The sequence below is a fragment of the Streptomyces sp. 135 genome (assembly GCF_020026305.1).
Taxonomy (GTDB): Bacteria; Actinomycetota; Actinomycetes; order Streptomycetales; family Streptomycetaceae; genus Streptomyces.
In genome coordinates, this window is record NZ_CP075691.1 from 6,145,970 (window position 1) to 6,162,004 (window position 16,035).

Below are 16,035 nucleotides of genomic sequence, written 5' to 3' on the forward strand. Positions count from 1 at the left end.
GGCCGAACCGTGACTGTGGGTGCCGGAGGTGGTGTCGGCATGAACGCACGGGGAGCACTCGGCAAGTACGGCGAAGACCTGGCCGCACGGCGGCTGGTCGAGGTGGGGATGACGGTCCTGGCGCGTAATTGGCGCGCGGGCAGGGCCGGTGAGATCGACATCGTGGCCATGGACGGCGAGGCCCTCGTCGTCTGCGAGGTGAAGACGCGCAGGGCGCCAGGGCTGGTCGGTTCGACGCTGTTCGAACATCCGATGGCGTCCGTGGGCAGGATCAAGGCGGAGCGGCTGCGGCGCCTGGCGGAGCGCTGGATCGAGGAGCGCGGCGGTCCACCGCCGGGAGGCGTCCGCATCGACCTGATCGGCGTCCTGCTCCCGCGGCGCGGAGCCCCCGTGGTCGAGCATGCGCGGGGGGTGGCCTGATGGGATTCGCGCGTACGTGTTCGGTGGCGCTGGTCGGCGTCGAAGGCGTGGTCGTCGAGGTGCAGGCCGATCTGGAGCCCGGCGTGGCGGCGTTCACGCTGGTGGGGCTGCCGGACAAGAGCCTGACGGAGAGCCGGGACCGCGTCAGGGCGGCCGTGGTCAACTCGGGCGCGGAGTGGCCCCAGAAGAAGCTGACGGTGGGACTGAGCCCCGCGTCGGTCCCCAAGGGCGGCAGCGGGTTCGACCTCGCCGTCGCGTGCGCGGTCCTCGGGGCGGCCGAGCGGATCGACCCACGGGTGCTGGCCGACATCGTGATGATCGGTGAGCTCGGGCTCGACGGACGGGTGCGACCCGTCCGGGGCGTGCTGCCGGCGGTCCTCGCGGCGGCCGACGCGGGGTACGAACAGGTGGTGGTGCCGGAGTGCACGGCAGCCGAGGCCGCGCTGGTGCCGGGCGTCTCGGTCCTCGGGGTGCGCAGCCTGCGGCAGCTCATCGCGGTCCTCACCGACGAGCCGGTGCCGCTGGAGGAGCCGGACGAGACGGGGCGCCCCGACCCGATGCTCGCCGGGCTCTGTGTGCCGGGCACCGGTGTGGGCACGGGCCTCGGCGTCGGCGGCGCGATGGACGATGCCCACGCGCTGGACCTGGCGGATGTCGTCGGGCAGACGTCGGCGAGGACCGCGGTGGAGGTGGCCGCCGCGGGGGCGCACCACCTCTTCCTCCAGGGGCCGCCGGGCGCGGGCAAGACCATGCTCGCGGAGCGGTTGCCGGCGATCCTGCCCCGGCTGACCCGCGAGGACTCCTTGGAGGTGACGGCGGTCCACTCGGTGGCGGGCATGCTCCCGCCGGGCAAGCCGCTGGTGGACATCGCGCCGTACTGCGCGCCGCACCACTCCGCGACGATGCAGTCGCTCGTGGGCGGCGGTCAGGGGCTGGCGCGGCCGGGAGCGGTCTCGTTGGCTCACCGCGGGGTGCTCTTTCTGGACGAGGCGCCGGAATTCAGCAGCCAGGCCCTGGACTCCTTGCGGCAGCCTCTCGAATCGGGCCATGTGGTCATCGCGCGGAGCGCCGGGGTGGTGCGGCTGCCGGCGAAGTTCCTGATGGTGCTGGCGGCCAACCCCTGCCCCTGCGGGCGGCACACGCTGCTCGGTGACGGGTGCGAGTGCCCCTCCTCCGTCATCCGCCGCTATCAGGCGCGCCTCTCGGGGCCGCTGCTCGACCGGGTGGACCTGAAGGTCGAGGTGGAGGCCGTCACCCGCTCCGAACTGGCCGGGTACGGCACGCCGGGGGAATCCACCCGGACCGTCGCCGACCGCGTCCGCGCCGCTCGGGAGAGAGCGGCCGCCAGGCTGTCCGGCACCGGATGGCGGACCAACAGCGAGGTGCCGGGGCATGCGTTGCGCACCCGGTGGCCCGCCGCCTCCGGAGCGCTGGACGCGGCCGAGCTGGACCTGGAGCGCGGCTTCCTGACTGCCCGCGGCCTCGACCGCGTCCTGCGGGTGGCGTGGACCGTCGCCGACCTGGCGGGGCACGACCGGCCCTCCGCGCAGGACGTCGCCCTGGCGCTGCAACTGCGCACGGGAATCGCGCGCGGCGTGCCGATGGCGATCGAGCCGATCGGAGCCCCGAGGTGAGCGCGGGCCCCCCGACGGACGAGGACCGCCTGGCCAGGGTCGCCCTGACCCGGGTGCTCGAACCGGGGGACGAGATCGGGGGCCGGTGGCTCCGGGAGGCCGGGCCCGTGGAGGTGCTGCGCAGGCTCGGCGGGGAGGAGGAGCGGCTCCCGGGAGTGACCGCGCGGCGCTGGGAGGGGCTACGGGCACGGGCCGCCAGGGCCCGGCCGCAGGAGGACCTGGAAGCGGCGGGGGATGTCGGGGCGCGGTTCGTGTGCCCCGGGGACGCGGAGTGGCCGCTGCCGCTGGACGACCTCGGGGACGCCCGGCCGATCGGGCTCTGGGTGCGGGGGAGGGCCTCCCTGCGGATATGGGCGGTGCGGTCGGTGGCCGTCGTCGGAGCCCGGGCCTGCACGCAGTACGGCGCGCACATGGCGGCCGAGCTGGGCGCGGGCCTGGCGGAGCGCGGCTGGGTGGTGGTCTCGGGCGGGGCGTACGGCGTGGACGGCGCCGCGCACCGCGGAGCGCTCGGCGCGGGCGGGGCCACCGTGGCCGTGCTGGCCTGCGGGGTGGACCGGGCCTATCCCCGCGGCCACGCCGAGCTGATCGGGCGGATCGCGGAACAGGGCCTGGTGGTCGGCGAGTTGCCGCCGGGTGACCATCCGACACCGAGCCGTTTCATCCTCCGGAACAGGCTGATCGCCGCCCTCACCCGAGGGACGGTGGTGGTGGAGGCGGCGTACCGCAGCGGGGCGCTGGCCACGGCCCGGGGTGCCCAGGAGCTGGGGCGCTTCACCATGGGGGTGCCGGGGCCCGCGACCAGTGGCCTCTCCGCCGGGGTCCACGAACTGCTGCGGGGCGACGGCGCCCTGGTGACCGATGCCGCGGAAGTCATCGAGCTGGTCGGTGACATGGGCGACCTGGCCCCGGAGCGGCGGGGCCCCGTCCTGCCGCGCGATCTGCTCGCGCCGGGGGCGGCCCGCGTCCTGGCCGCGCTGCCCGCGCGAGGCCGGGCGACGGCCGGGGACGTCGCTGTCGGCGCGGGGACAAGCGTGGACGACGCGGTAGGGCGCTTGTACGAGCTTCAGTCGTTGGGGTTCGTCGAACGACACGGCGACGGCTGGCAGTTGACACGCCAGGCGTTCGTGGCCGTCTTCGCTACTGGAGGTGAATCGTGACCGAGTGTGTTCCGCCGGACGGATGAACCCCCGAAAACCTTGGGAAATCGCGCAGTTGATGCGCTGACGCCGTCACCCACGGCGATGGAGGCGGCTCGGGGGGCCACCCAGCGGAACGTATCTGCGCACGCACGATCCCATAGCCTTCGCTCACTGCGACACTTCAGTCACGCTACGCTCACAAGGATTCCGACGCGGACAGACAGCCAGACGGACAACCTCATTCACTTCACGCAAACGCACCACCAGACGAGCGCGGGCGGCCCCGGTGGATTCGCCGCCTCGCGCGACGTCACCGACCCACGCGACCTCACCGGTTCACGGCAGAACGGCTCAAGGCGACGAATGCCCCAGCACACCTCAGGGTCCGACCGGGCGGCGGTCCCTCCCGCCGCCCGTAGCGGCGAGCAGGAGCGGCCCCCCGCTCCCTCGTCGCTGGACGAGTTGTGGCGGTCGTACAAGGAGACCGGGGACGGGCGGCTGCGGGAGCAGCTGATCCTGCACTACTCACCGCTGGTGAAGTACGTCGCGGGCCGGGTGAGCGTGGGCCTGCCGCCCAATGTGGAGCAGGCCGACTTCGTCTCGTCCGGGGTGTTCGGGCTGATCGACGCGATCGAGAAGTTCGACATCGAGCGGTCGATCAAGTTCGAGACCTACGCGATCACCCGCATTCGCGGGGCCATGATCGACGAGCTGCGGGCGCTCGACTGGATCCCGCGGTCCGTGCGCCAGAAGGCGCGCAATGTCGAGCGTGCCTACGCCACCTTGGAGGCGCAGCTGCGGCGGACCCCCTCGGAGAGCGAGGTCGCCGCCGAGATGGGGATCGCGCTGGAGGAACTGCACGCGGTTTTCAGCCAGTTGTCCCTGGCGAACGTGGTGGCGCTCGAAGAGCTGCTGCACGTCGGCGGCGACGGTGGCGACCGGCTGAGCCTGATGGACACCCTCGAGGACCACGCGGCCGACAACCCCGTGGAGGTCGCCGAGGACCGGGAGCTGCGCAGGCTGCTCGCGCGGGCGATCAACACGCTGCCCGAGCGCGAGAAGACCGTCGTGACGCTCTACTACTACGAAGGGCTCACGCTCGCCGAGATCGGCAATGTGCTCGGGGTGACCGAGAGCCGGGTGAGCCAGATCCACACGAAATCGGTGCTCCAGCTGCGCGCGAAGCTGGCCAGTTTTGGTCGCTGATGCGGTGCGTCGAGTGAGCTGAATCGTCCCTGCCCGACGGTTATGCGCCCCGCCGCGACTCCCGTGCGGCGCGTCCCGTCCGTAAAGTGGAGCCGTGCCAAGGATTCGAGCGGCCTCAGTGGCCGAGCACCGGACGATGCAGCGCGGGGCCCTGCTGGACGCCGCGCGGTCCCTGTTGTCCGAAGGCGGTACGGAGGCGTTGACCTTCCCCGCCCTCGCCGAGCGCACCGGGCTCGCCCGGTCGTCCGTCTACGAGTACTTCCGGTCGCGGGCGGCCGTGGTCGAAGAGCTGTGCGAGGTGGACTTTCCCGTCTGGGCGGCCGAGGTGTCGGCGGCCATGGAAGGCGCGGAGTCCGCCGAGGGCAAGGTCGAGGCCTATGTGCGGCGGCAGCTGGCCCTGGTCGGCGACCGACGGCACCGCGCCGTGGTCGCCATCTCCGCCAGTGAGCTCGACGCCGGGGCCAGGGAGAAGATCCGGGCCGCGCACGGCGGGCTCATCGCGATGATCGTCGAGGCGCTCGAAGAGCTCGGGCACGAGCAGCCCCGGATGGCGGCGATGCTCCTCCAGGGCATCGTGGACGCAGCCGTGCGGCGGATCGAGCTCGGCGTCGCCGAAGAGCCCGGGGCCATCACCGAGGCGGCCGTGGCCATGGCCCTGCGGGGCGTGCGGGGCTGAGACCCCGGCCGGGCGGCCATCCGTCCCATGCCACGCCCGCCCGCAGCCCAGGCGGTGCATCCGTGAGGGGCAGCAGTCGCGACGGGCCCCGGCGCAGCAGCCACGGCGGCAGCAGGCTCAAGGGATCGAGGTAGGTCTCGCCCCTGAGCAGACCCCAGTGCAGGCAGCCCCCGGCGCAGTGCCCCGTCGGCGGCTCCAGGACGCCGACCTCCTCACCCGCGGTGACCTCGGCGCCCTTCTTCACGGTGGGCCGCACCGGCTCGTACGTCGTGCGCAGCGGAGGATCTCCTGTGCCGTCCAGCTCCACCGAGACCACGCCTTCGCTCGCCACCCTGCCCGCGAACGACACCCGGCCGGGTGCCACCGCCCGGACGGCCGTGCCGGGGGGTGCGGCGAGATCGACGCCCCGGTGGCCCGCGCCGTACGCGGTCGAGGGCGGGTCCCAGGCGCGCAGGACCGGCGGGTGGGTGCCCACCGGCCAGTTCCGGGCCACGCGTGGCGGGGAGGGCGCCGGGGTCGGTCCCGGGGGAGGGGGCGGAGGGTTCAGGGCGGTCGCCAGCAGTGCGGCCAGCGTCGGCAGGAGCAGTTCCAGGCGGATGAGAGGCATGGCAGAACCGTCCCGCGTCCCGCCGATCCGTAGGGATCATGGTCCGGATCCGTGGAGTACCGGCCGGTTGTGGACAGCGCCGTCACCCGTGTGAGTGGAAGAGGCACCCAGCCCCCCGACGGCATGGACGGCTCCGCCGCCAGGTCACGGACGACGGCGTCACCTGGCGCCCCGCGGGTCCCGTACACTTCTTGTGGCGATCCGGGTCACCGGGTCGACTTCGCACGCCCCGACATCAGGCCATCAACAGCCGGTGTCAGCGCCCCTCGGTCCTTCGTGGCAAGGCGCACAGCGGGCGTCAGGCGCGAGTGCCGTCCGGCACACGCGGCACAACCGAGAATCTCAAGGAGAACGGCCATGGCCGTCGTCACGATGCGGGAGCTGCTGGAAAGCGGCGTCCACTTCGGTCACCAGACCCGTCGCTGGAACCCGAAGATGAAGCGCTTCATCTTCACCGAGCGCAACGGCATCTACATCATCGACCTGCTCCAGTCGCTGTCGTACATCGACCGCGCCTACGAGTTCGTCAAGGAGACCGTCGCCCACGGCGGCACGGTCATGTTCGTCGGCACGAAGAAGCAGGCGCAGGAGGCCATCGCCGAGCAGGCCACCCGCGTCGGCATGCCCTACGTCAACCAGCGCTGGCTGGGCGGCATGCTCACCAACTTCTCGACCGTCTACAAGCGTCTGCAGCGCCTCAAGGAGCTCGAGCAGATCGACTTCGAGGACGTCGCCGCTTCCGGTCTGACCAAGAAGGAGCTTCTCGTGCTCTCGCGCGAGAAGGCCAAGCTGGAGAAGACCCTCGGTGGTATCCGCGAGATGTCCAAGGTGCCCAGCGCCGTCTGGATCGTGGACACCAAGAAGGAGCACATCGCGGTCGGCGAGGCCCGGAAGCTCAACATCCCGGTCGTCGCCATCCTCGACACCAACTGCGACCCCGACGAGGTCGACTACAAGATCCCCGGCAACGATGACGCGATCCGCTCCGTCACGCTGCTCACCCGCGTGATCGCCGACGCCGTCGCCGAGGGCCTCATCGCCCGTTCCGGTGCCGCCACCGGTGACTCGAAGCCGGGCGAGAAGGCCGCCGGCGAGCCGCTCGCCGAGTGGGAGCGCGACCTGCTCGAGGGTGACAAGAAGGCCGACGCCGAGGGCGAGAAGGCCGACGAGGCCGCCGAGGCCCCCAAGGCTGACGAGAAGCCGGCCGAGGACGCCGCCGAGGCTCCGGCCGCCGAGGCCCCCGCTGCCGAGGCCCCGGCCGCGGACGCCGAGCAGGCCTGACCTCACAGGTTCGGTAGTTGACGGCGGGGGCCCGATCGGCCCCCGCCGTTCACCCGTAGACCTCCGTAGATCTTTCAAGACTTCGAGAGAGAATTTTCGATCATGGCGAACTACACCGCCGCTGACGTCAAGAAGCTCCGTGAGCTCACGGGCGCCGGCATGATGGACTGCAAGAAGGCGCTCGACGAGGCCGAGGGCAACGTCGACAAGGCCGTCGAGGCGCTCCGCATCAAGGGCCAGAAGGGCGTCGCCAAGCGCGAGGGCCGCTCCGCCGAGAACGGCGCCGTGGTCTCCCTCATCGCCGACGACAACACCTCCGGTGTCATCGTCGAGCTGAAGTGCGAGACGGACTTCGTCGCCAAGGGCGAGAAGTTCCAGGCCGTGGCGAACAACCTCGCCGCCCACATCGCCAAGACGTCCCCGGCCGACCTCGAGGCGCTGCTCGCCTCCGAGATCGAGGCCGGCAAGACCGTCCAGGCGTACGTCGACGAGGCCAACGCCAACCTCGGCGAGAAGATCGTCCTGGACCGCTTCGCGCAGTTCTCCGGCGCCTACGTCTCCGCGTACATGCACCGCACGATGCCCGACCTGCCCCCGCAGATCGGTGTCCTCGTCGAGCTGGACAAGGCCGACGCCGACGTCGCCAAGGGCATCGCGCAGCACATCGCCGCCTTCGCGCCGAAGTACCTCTCCAAGGAGGACGTGCCGGCCGAGGTCGTCGAGTCCGAGCGTCGCGTCGCCGAGGAGACCACCCGCGCCGAGGGCAAGCCCGAGGCCGCGCTCCCGAAGATCGTCGAGGGTCGCGTCAACGGCTTCTTCAAGGAGGCCACCCTCCTCGGCCAGCCGTACGCGCTGGACAACAAGAAGTCGGTCGAGAAGGTTCTCGCCGAGGCCGGTGTCACCCTGAAGCGCTTCACGCGCATCAAGGTCGGTATCTGAGTCCGTACCGCGATCGACGGTAGACCCCCTATAGGGTCGACAGCGGTCGCCCGCGTGGGGAGCCCCGGAAGGGGAACCCCGTACGCGATGTACGACCGCAGGATCTGACGAGGAGGCCACTGCCGAGCATGGGATGCGAACGACACCCCACCGGCAGTGGCCTTTTTCGTATGTGTGTCAAGTAAGAGAAGCGAGAACACCATGACCACCAAGGCCGACTCGAAGAGTGACGACGGCAAAGTTGCCGGACGCTTCCTGCTGAAGCTCTCCGGTGAGGCGTTCGCCGGTGGAGGCGGCCTCGGGGTCGACCCCGACGTGGTGCACGCCATCGCCCGGGAGATCGCGGCCGTGGTCCGCGACGGCGCCCAGATCGCCGTCGTCATCGGCGGCGGCAACTTCTTCCGCGGCGCCGAGCTCCAGCAGCGCGGCATGGACCGGGCCCGCTCGGACTACATGGGCATGCTCGGCACGGTCATGAACTGCCTCGCCCTCCAGGACTTCCTGGAGAAGGAGGGCATCGACTGCCGCGTCCAGACCGCCATCACCATGGGCCAGGTCGCGGAGCCGTACATCCCGCTGCGCGCCGTGCGCCACCTGGAGAAGGGCCGTGTGGTCATCTTCGGCGCCGGTATGGGCATGCCGTACTTCTCCACCGACACCACCGCCGCGCAGCGTGCCCTGGAGATCGACGCCGAGGCGCTGCTCATGGGCAAGAACGGCGTGGACGGCGTCTATGACTCCGACCCGAAGACCAACCCCGACGCGGTGAAGTTCGACGCTCTCGGCTACGGCGAGGTCATCACCCGCGACCTCAAGGTCGCCGACATGACCGCCATCACGCTGTGCCGGGACAACAAGCTGCCCATCCTCGTCTTCGAGCTGCTCTCCGAAGGCAATATCGCCCGAGCCGTCAAGGGTGAGAAGATCGGCACACTCGTGGGCGACCAGGGAAGCCGGAACTGACCTCAGGGCCTTGGGCCTCAGGGATCTGAGCCCGACTCAAGGGACGTACGCGAGACGCCCCTTGAGGGGATGGACAAAGCCCTGCCGGTCGGACACCGTGCAGGAAAGACACGCGACGCAGCCGGCCGCCCCGTGCTAGCCGGGCCTACTCAAGACACGCAGGAGCAAGTGGTGATCGAAGAGACCCTCCTCGAGGCCGAGGAGAAGATGGAGAAGGCCGTCGTGGTCGCCAAGGAGGACTTCGCCGCGATCCGCACCGGCCGTGCGCACCCGGCGATGTTCAACAAGATCGTGGCGGACTACTACGGCGCGCTGACGCCGATCAACCAGCTGGCCTCGTTCTCGGTGCCCGAGCCGAGGATGGCGGTGGTGACCCCGTTCGACAAGACCGCGCTGCGCAACATCGAGCAGGCGATCCGCGACTCCGACCTCGGCGTCAACCCGAGCAACGACGGCAACATCATCCGGGTGACCTTCCCCGAGCTGACGCAGGACCGCCGCAAGGAGTACATCAAGGTCGCCAAGACCAAGGCCGAGGACTCCAAGATCTCGATCCGCTCCATCCGCCGCAAGGCGAAGGAGACCATCGACAAGGCCGTCAAGGACGGCGACATCGGTGAGGACGAGGGCCGCCGCGCCGAGAAGGAGCTGGACGACACCACCGCGAAGTACGTCGCTCAGGTGGACGAGCTGCTCAAGCACAAGGAAGCCGAGCTGCTCGAAGTCTGAGGCTCGAGTCCGAGGAATCAGGAAACCGATCCGTGAACGACTCTTCCTGGGGGGCGCCGCCCAGAGCCGGGTATTGGGGGCCGCCCGACCAGGGACCTGGTCAGGGGGCGCCCCCGGCAGGTCCCGCGTACGATGCGCAGGACGCGCTGCTTCCGTCCGTGACGCAGCCGATGCCCATCGTGCCCGACGCACCGGTGAGCGGCTCTGACCAGGACGACCGGGGGGCCACTCGGATGGGCGGCCCCCTGTTCCGTGACGAGCCCTCGCAGGAGCCCATGCCCAGCGCACCACAGCCCGCCCCGGCAGCGCCGCAGCCCGCGCCGAAGAAGAGCGCGGGCCGCGATCTCGGTGCGGCCATAGGAGTCGGTGTGGGTCTCGGCGCGGTGATCATCGCGTCGCTGTTCATCGTGAAGGCCGCCTTCATCGGCGTGATAGCGGTCGCCGTGGTGGTCGGCCTTTGGGAGCTCACCTCCCGCCTGGAGGAGCGCAAGGCCATCAAGGCGCCGCTGGTGCCGCTCGCGGTGGGCGGCGCGGCGATGGTCGTCGCCGGCTACGTCCGGGGCCCCGAGGGTGCCTGGGTGGCGATGGCGCTCACCGCGCTCGCCGTCCTGGTCTGGCGCATGACCGAGCCTCCCGAGGGCTATCTGAAGGACGTCACGGCGGGGGTCTTCGCGGCCTTCTACGTCCCGTTCCTCGCCACGTTCGTGGCGCTGATGCTCACCGCGGACGACGGACCGCAGCGGGTGCTCACCTTCCTGCTCCTGACCGTGGTCAGCGACACCGGGGCGTACGCGGTCGGCTGGCGCTTCGGCAAGCACAAGCTGGCGCCGCGCATCAGCCCCGGCAAGACCCGCGAGGGCCTGCTCGGTGCGATCACGTTCGCGATGGCGGCGGGCGCGCTGTGCATGGAGTTCCTGATCGACGGCGGGACGTGGTGGCAGGGGCTGCTCATCGGCCTCGCGGTCGCGGCGAGCGCCACGCTCGGCGATCTCGGCGAGTCGATGATCAAGCGGGACCTCGGCATCAAGGACATGGGCACGCTGCTGCCGGGGCACGGCGGCATCATGGACCGCCTGGATTCACTGCTGCCGACGGCGCCGGTCGTCTGGCTCCTGCTGGTGATCTTCGTCGGGTCCGGCTGACCTCTACCTGGTCTGACCTGCGTGAATGTGCGTGAGGGGTCCGTTGTCCACAGGGCGGCGGGCCCCTCGTCGTATGTCTGCGACACTGGATGGACCATGCCTGTACCCGGAGAACTCACCTTCGTCGCGCCCCGCGGAGCCAAGAAGCCCCCGCGGCACCTCGCCGACCTCACGCCCGCCGAGCGCAAGGAGGCCGTCGCCGCCATCGGCGAGAAGCCGTTCCGCGCCAAGCAGCTCTCGCAGCACTACTTCGCGCGGTACGCCCACGACCCGGCCGAGTGGACCGACATCCCCGCCGGCGCGCGCGACAAGCTCCGTGAGGCTCTGCTGCCCGACCTGATGTCCGTGGTGCGGCACATCAGCTGTGACGACGACACCACCCGCAAGACGCTCTGGCGGCTCTTCGACGGGACGCTGGTGGAGTCGGTGCTCATGCGCTACCCCGACCGGGTCACGATGTGCATCAGCTCCCAGGCCGGATGCGGCATGAACTGCCCGTTCTGCGCCACCGGCCAGGCCGGTCTCGACCGGAACCTGTCGACGGGCGAGATCGTGCACCAGATCGTCGACGGCATGCGCGCGCTGCGCGACGGCGAGATCCCCGGCGGGCCCGCCCGGCTGTCCAACATCGTCTTCATGGGCATGGGCGAGCCGCTGGCCAACTACAACCGTGTGACCGGTGCCATCCGCCGCCTCACCGACCCCGAGCCGGACGGCCTCGGGCTCTCGCAGCGCGGGATCACGGTGTCGACGGTGGGGCTCGTCCCCGCCATCCACCGGTTCTCCGACGAGGGCTTCAAGTGCCGTCTCGCGATCTCGCTGCACGCCCCGGACGACGACCTGCGCGACACCCTCGTGCCGGTCAACACCAAGTGGAAGGTGCGGGAGGTGCTCGACGCCGGCTGGGAGTACGCGGCCAAGTCGGGGCGTCGCCTCTCCATCGAGTACGCGCTGATCCGCGACATCAACGACCACGCGTGGCGCGGTGACCGCCTCGGCCGGCTGCTCAAGGGCAAGCCGGTGCACGTGAACCTGATCCCGCTGAACCCCACGCCGGGCTCGAAGTGGACGGCCTCGCGGCCCGAGGACGAGAAGGCGTTCGTGGAGGCCATCGCCGCCCATGGCGTGCCGGTCACGATCCGGGACACCCGGGGCCAGGAGATCGACGGGGCGTGCGGTCAGCTCGCCGCGGCCGAGAGGTAGTCTGGCCGTCGTACACACATCTGCATATTCCGACAGGGGAGCGCCACAGCGCTGAGAGTGCGGCACCTTGGACAGGTGGGCCGCAGACCCTCTGAACCTCGCCCAGGTCATTCTGGGTAGGAAGTTCGGGCACCACTCAAGCTGTTGCGCCCTGCCCGCGGCCATCCGGTCGGCGGGCAGGGCCGCGTCTCTTCCTGGACACCCAGGAGGACAACTCAGTGAGCACCAAGAAGATCACCTCCGTCGCCATCGCGGTGGGCCTCGGGCTCGTCGCCGTCTCGGCGTGCGGCTCCGGCGACGACGCCTCGAAGGCGGACTCCAAGTCCGTCACGCTCGTCAGCCATGACTCCTTCAACGTCTCCAAGGACGTACTGAAGGAATTCGAGAAGCGGTCCGGGTACCAGGTCAAGGTCCTCAAGGACGGGGACGCGGGCGCCGCCGTGAACAAGGCGATCCTCTCCAAGGACAACCCGCAGGGCGACGTCTTCTTCGGAGTCGACAACACCCTGCTGTCACGGGCGCTCGACAACGGCCTCTTCCAGTCGTACGAGGCCAAGGGCTCGGACGAGATCAAGCCGGAGTACCGCGTCGACCAGGGCAAGCACCGCGTGACGCCCGTGGACAGCGGTGACATCTGCGTCAACTACGACAAGAAGTACTTCGCCGACAAGAAGCTGGCGCCGCCGAAATCCTTCGAGGATCTGGCCGAGCCCGCGTACAAGAACCTGCTGGTCACCGAGAACGCCTCGACCTCGTCGCCCGGTCTCGGCTTCCTGCTCGGCACCGCCGCGAAGTACGGCGACAAGGGCTGGGAGGGCTACTGGAAGAAGCTCAAGGCCAACGGCGTCAAGGTCGTCGACGGCTGGGAGCAGGCGTACAACGAGGAGTTCTCCGGGTCCGCGGGCGGCAAGAAGGCCAAGGGCGACCGGCCGCTCGTCGTCTCCTACGCCTCTTCGCCGCCCGTGGAGGTGCTCTACGGCAAGCCGCGGCCCAAGGAGGCGCCGACCGGCGTCGCGACCGGCACGTGCTTCCGCCAGGTCGAGTACGCGGGCCTGCTCAGCAACGCCGAGAACGCCAAGGGCGGCAAGGCGCTCCTGGACTTCCTGGCGGGCGAGGAGTTCCAGGCGGACATGCCGCTGAACATGTTCGTGAACCCGGTGCGGGAGGGCGTCGAGCTGCCCGAGCTGTTCACGAAGCACGGTGTGACGGTCGACGAGCCGCAGACCATGGACCCGAAGAAGATCGCCGACAACCGCGAGCCGTGGATCAAGTCGTGGACCTCGCTCGTACTGAAGTAAAGGCCCGTCCCCCCAGGGGATTCGGCCGCGGGAGCGCGGCGCGGCTCGGTCTGATGGCCGTGCCCGTCGCGTTCTTCGCGCTCTTCTTCGCCTATCCGGTCACGGCGATCGTCGCGCGCGGACTGCATGTGGACGGCGGCTGGCGGTTCGGGCGGATCGTGGACGTGCTCGGGCAGTCCGACATCCGGCACGTCCTGTGGTTCACCACCTGGCAGGCGCTCGCGTCGACCGCGCTCACGCTGCTGATCGCGCTCCCCGGCGCGTATGTCTTCGCGCGCTTCGACTTCCCGGGCAAGCAGGTGCTGCGGGCCGTCGTCACCGTGCCGTTCGTGCTGCCCACCGTCGTGGTCGGCACGGCGTTCCTCGCGCTGATCGGGCGGGGCGGGCTCTTCGACGAGCTGTGGGGTGTGCGGCTCGACACCACCGTGTGGGCGATCCTGCTCGCGCACGTGTTCTTCAACTACGCGGTCGTCGTCCGCACCGTCGGCGGGCTCTGGTCACAGCTCGACCCGCGCCAGGAGGAGGCCGCGCGGATGCTCGGCGCCTCGCGCTGGAGGGCCTGGCGGACGGTGACGCTGCCCGCGCTCGGGCCGGCCGTCGCGGCCGCCGCCCTCATGGTCTTCCTCTTCACCTTCACCTCCTTCGGCATCGTCCAGATCCTCGGCGGACCCGCGTACTCCACCCTTGAGGTGGAGATCTACCGGCAGACCGCGCAGCTGCTCGACCTGCCCACGGCCGCCGTCCTGACCGTCGTGCAGTTCGCGGCGGTCGGGCTCATCCTCGCGATCCATGCCTGGACCGTGCGGCGGCGCGAGAGCGTGCTGAAGCTGGTCGACGCCTCGGCCGTGGCCCGCCGCCCGCGCGGCGCGGGGCAGTGGACGCTGCTCGGCCTGGTCATGGCCACGGTCGCCGGGCTGATACTGCTGCCGCTCGGCGTGCTGGTCCAGCGCTCCCTCGACGCTCCCGGCGGCCATGGATTCGCGTACTACCGGGAGCTGACCTCGGCGGAGGGCGGTGCCTTCCTCGTGCCGCCGATCGAGGCGGTGTGGAATTCGCTCCAGTACGCGGTGGTGGCCACCGGCATCGCGGTCGTCATCGGCGGGCTGGCGGCGGCCGCGCTCACGCGGAGAGCCGGTCGTCTCGTACGCGGATTCGACGCGCTGCTCATGCTGCCGCTCGGGGTATCGGCGGTGACCGTCGGCTTCGGGTTCCTGATCGCGCTGGACGAGCCGCCCCTTGATCTGCGGGCCACCTGGATCCTGGTGCCGCTCGCCCAGGCCCTGGTCGGCGTGCCGTTCGTCGTACGCACCATGCTGCCCGTCCTGCGCGCGGTGGACGGACGGCTCCGGGAGGCGGCGGCCGTGCTCGGGGCGTCGCCGCTGCGGGCCTGGCGGGAGGTGGACCTGCCGATGGTGCGGCGGGCGCTGCTGATCGCCGCCGGGTTCGCCTTCTCTGTGTCGCTCGGCGAGTTCGGGGCGACCGTCTTCATCGCGCGGCCCGACAACCCGACCCTGCCGGTGGCCGTGGCGCGGCTGCTCGGGCGGGCCGGGGACCTCAACTACGGCCAGGCGATGGCCCTTTCGACCATCCTGATGGTGGTGTGCGCGGTGTCGCTGCTGCTGCTGGAACGCATCCGTACCGACCGCACTTCGGGGGAGTTCTGATGACGACCGCCTTGCTGAGCCTGCGTGAGGCGACGGTCCGGTTCGGGGCGCGGGCCGTGCTCGACGCCGTGGACCTGGAGGTCGCCGAGCACGAGATCGTCTGCGTGCTCGGGCCGAGCGGCAGCGGCAAGTCGACGCTGCTGCGGGCGGTCGCCGGGCTCCAGTCGCTCGACGCGGGGCGCATCGAGCTCGGCGGGCGTGACCAGCGCGGGGTGCCCGCGCACAAGCGGGGCGTCGGCCTGATGTTCCAGGACCACCAGCTCTTCCCGCAGCGCGACGTGGCGGGCAACGTCGCCTTCGGGCTGCGCATGCGGGGCGCCTCGCGCGGCGAACAGGCCGACCGCGTCGCCGAGTTGCTCGAACTCGTCGGCCTGCCGAAGGCGCAGCGGCGCGCGGTCGCCTCGCTCTCCGGCGGCGAGCAGCAGCGGGTCGCCCTCGCGCGCGCACTCGCGCCCCGCCCCCGGCTGCTGATGCTCGACGAGCCGCTGGGTCAGCTCGACCGCTCCCTGCGCGAACGCCTCGTCGTCGAACTGCGGGAACTCTTCGACGAGTTGGGCACGACCGTGCTCGCCGTCACGCACGACCAGGGTGAGGCCTTCGCGCTAGCCGACCGGGTCGTCGTGATGCGGGAGGGGCGGATCGCCCAGTCCGGCACGCCCCTCGAGGTGTGGCAGCGCCCGGTGGACGAGTTCGTCGCGCGGTTCCTCGGCTTCGAGAACGTGCTCCCGGCGACGGTCACCGGCGAGACGGCCGACACGGCATGGGGCAAGGTCCCCGTGCCGAAGGGCGCCCCCGCCGGGCGCTGCGAGATCCTGGTGCGGCCGGCCGGGGTGCGCCTCGTCCCCGTCGAGCAGGGGCTGCCCTGCGCCGTGACGGCACGGACCTTCCGCGGCACCCATGTCGCGGTGCGCCTCCAGCCGGCGGAAGGACCGCGCCTGGAGGCGGCGTGCGCGCTGCGGGAGGCGCCGGAGGTGGGCGAGAGGGTGGGGGTCGCCTTCGACGCCGGGGATGTGGTGGTTCTCGGGGGCGCGGGGGCCTTGCCGGCGGCGGGGGTGTCCGGGGGGCGGAAGTCGCTGTAGCGCGCGCTCAAGGAGAGGGGGAGGTCCTGGGGGAGCGGGAGCTGCTCGACTTCTG

15 protein-coding genes and 1 riboswitch are annotated in these 16,035 nt (G+C 70.9%); of the genes, 14 read left to right on the forward strand and 1 reads right to left on the reverse strand.

Annotation, left to right across the window (positions count from 1 at the left end; genetic code table 11):
* Positions 1-39 precede the first annotated feature (39 nt).
* The 5 genes from KKZ08_RS27865 (at position 40) to KKZ08_RS27885 (ending at position 5,075) form a co-directional block, all read left to right on the forward strand.
* Positions 40-420, forward strand: a complete 381-nt coding sequence (locus KKZ08_RS27865) for a YraN family protein (RefSeq protein ID WP_223777039.1) — start codon at positions 40-42, stop codon at positions 418-420.
* Positions 420-2,054: a YifB family Mg chelatase-like AAA ATPase gene (locus KKZ08_RS27870; protein ID WP_223777040.1), complete on the forward strand. Its 1,635-nt coding sequence runs from the start codon at positions 420-422 to the stop codon at positions 2,052-2,054. Before KKZ08_RS27865 ends, KKZ08_RS27870 begins: the two co-directional genes overlap by 1 nt.
* Positions 2,051-3,211: a DNA-processing protein DprA gene (dprA, locus tag KKZ08_RS27875; protein WP_223777041.1), complete on the forward strand. Its 1,161-nt coding sequence runs from the start codon at positions 2,051-2,053 to the stop codon at positions 3,209-3,211. The genes KKZ08_RS27870 and dprA overlap by 4 nt, the downstream gene beginning before the upstream one ends.
* A gap of 345 nt (positions 3,212-3,556) precedes the next feature.
* A complete protein-coding gene (gene whiG, locus KKZ08_RS27880; RefSeq protein ID WP_223777042.1) occupies positions 3,557-4,399 on the forward strand; it encodes an RNA polymerase sigma factor WhiG in 843 nt (280 codons plus the stop codon).
* A 118-nt stretch (positions 4,400-4,517) separates the two neighbouring features.
* Positions 4,518-5,075, forward strand: a complete 558-nt coding sequence (locus KKZ08_RS27885; RefSeq protein ID WP_223777043.1) for a TetR/AcrR family transcriptional regulator — start codon at positions 4,518-4,520, stop codon at positions 5,073-5,075.
* Here the strand turns inward: KKZ08_RS27885 and KKZ08_RS27890 are convergent.
* A complete protein-coding gene (locus KKZ08_RS27890; RefSeq protein WP_223777044.1) occupies positions 5,029-5,682 on the reverse strand; it encodes a M23 family metallopeptidase in 654 nt (217 codons plus the stop codon). The genes KKZ08_RS27885 and KKZ08_RS27890 overlap by 47 nt on opposite strands.
* 357 nt (positions 5,683-6,039) lie before the next feature.
* On the opposite strand from KKZ08_RS27890, the gene rpsB reads away from it, so the two are divergent.
* From rpsB to KKZ08_RS27935, 9 genes are all read left to right on the forward strand, one after another.
* Positions 6,040-6,963, forward strand: a complete 924-nt coding sequence (rpsB, locus tag KKZ08_RS27895) for a 30S ribosomal protein S2 (protein ID WP_223777045.1) — start codon at positions 6,040-6,042, stop codon at positions 6,961-6,963.
* 102 nt (positions 6,964-7,065) lie between these two features.
* Positions 7,066-7,902, forward strand: a complete 837-nt coding sequence (tsf, locus tag KKZ08_RS27900; protein WP_223777046.1) for a translation elongation factor Ts — start codon at positions 7,066-7,068, stop codon at positions 7,900-7,902.
* A 201-nt stretch (positions 7,903-8,103) separates the two neighbouring features.
* Positions 8,104-8,865 (forward strand): UMP kinase, encoded by a 762-nt coding sequence (gene pyrH, locus KKZ08_RS27905; protein WP_223777047.1) that lies wholly within the window; start codon positions 8,104-8,106, stop codon positions 8,863-8,865.
* Positions 8,866-9,036: 171 nt separating this feature from the next.
* Positions 9,037-9,594 (forward strand): ribosome recycling factor, encoded by a 558-nt coding sequence (frr, locus tag KKZ08_RS27910; protein WP_223777048.1) that lies wholly within the window; start codon positions 9,037-9,039, stop codon positions 9,592-9,594.
* Between the two features lie 32 nt (positions 9,595-9,626).
* The gene (locus KKZ08_RS27915) at positions 9,627-10,736 is read left to right on the forward strand and encodes a phosphatidate cytidylyltransferase (RefSeq protein ID WP_223777049.1); all 1,110 of its coding nucleotides are present in this window, start codon (positions 9,627-9,629) and stop codon (positions 10,734-10,736) included.
* Positions 10,737-10,832: 96 nt separating this feature from the next.
* Positions 10,833-11,939: a 23S rRNA (adenine(2503)-C(2))-methyltransferase RlmN gene (rlmN, locus tag KKZ08_RS27920; protein ID WP_055534624.1), complete on the forward strand. Its 1,107-nt coding sequence runs from the start codon at positions 10,833-10,835 to the stop codon at positions 11,937-11,939.
* A gap of 24 nt (positions 11,940-11,963) precedes the next feature.
* Positions 11,964-12,080, forward strand: a riboswitch (TPP riboswitch).
* A 77-nt stretch (positions 12,081-12,157) separates the two neighbouring features.
* Positions 12,158-13,237 carry a thiamine ABC transporter substrate-binding protein gene (locus KKZ08_RS27925; RefSeq protein WP_223777050.1) on the forward strand — a complete coding sequence of 360 codons (1,080 nt, stop codon included), beginning with the start codon at positions 12,158-12,160 and terminating at the stop codon, positions 13,235-13,237.
* Entirely contained in the window at positions 13,213-14,901 is a 1,689-nt protein-coding gene (locus KKZ08_RS27930) for an iron ABC transporter permease (RefSeq protein WP_223777051.1), read from the forward strand. Before KKZ08_RS27925 ends, KKZ08_RS27930 begins: the two co-directional genes overlap by 25 nt.
* Positions 14,901-15,980: an ABC transporter ATP-binding protein gene (locus KKZ08_RS27935; RefSeq protein ID WP_223777052.1), complete on the forward strand. Its 1,080-nt coding sequence runs from the start codon at positions 14,901-14,903 to the stop codon at positions 15,978-15,980. Before KKZ08_RS27930 ends, KKZ08_RS27935 begins: the two co-directional genes overlap by 1 nt.
* Positions 15,981-16,035 lie beyond the last annotated feature (55 nt).

Bases quoted from the DNA above. Each gene is read 5' to 3' on its own strand.
- KKZ08_RS27865 (WP_223777039.1), top strand. From the start codon at position 40: ATGAACGCACGGGGAGCACTCGGCAAGTACGGCGAAGACCTGGCCGCA.
- KKZ08_RS27870 (WP_223777040.1), top strand. From the start codon at position 420: ATGGGATTCGCGCGTACGTGTTCGGTGGCGCTGGTCGGCGTCGAAGGC.
- whiG (WP_223777042.1), top strand. From the start codon at position 3,557: ATGCCCCAGCACACCTCAGGGTCCGACCGGGCGGCGGTCCCTCCCGCC.
- KKZ08_RS27890 (WP_223777044.1), bottom strand. From the start codon at position 5,682: ATGCCTCTCATCCGCCTGGAACTGCTCCTGCCGACGCTGGCCGCACTG.
- rpsB (WP_223777045.1), top strand. From the start codon at position 6,040: ATGGCCGTCGTCACGATGCGGGAGCTGCTGGAAAGCGGCGTCCACTTC.
- tsf (WP_223777046.1), top strand. From the start codon at position 7,066: ATGGCGAACTACACCGCCGCTGACGTCAAGAAGCTCCGTGAGCTCACG.
- pyrH (WP_223777047.1), top strand. From the start codon at position 8,104: ATGACCACCAAGGCCGACTCGAAGAGTGACGACGGCAAAGTTGCCGGA.
- rlmN (WP_055534624.1), top strand. From the start codon at position 10,833: ATGCCTGTACCCGGAGAACTCACCTTCGTCGCGCCCCGCGGAGCCAAG.
- KKZ08_RS27935 (WP_223777052.1), top strand. From the start codon at position 14,901: ATGACGACCGCCTTGCTGAGCCTGCGTGAGGCGACGGTCCGGTTCGGG.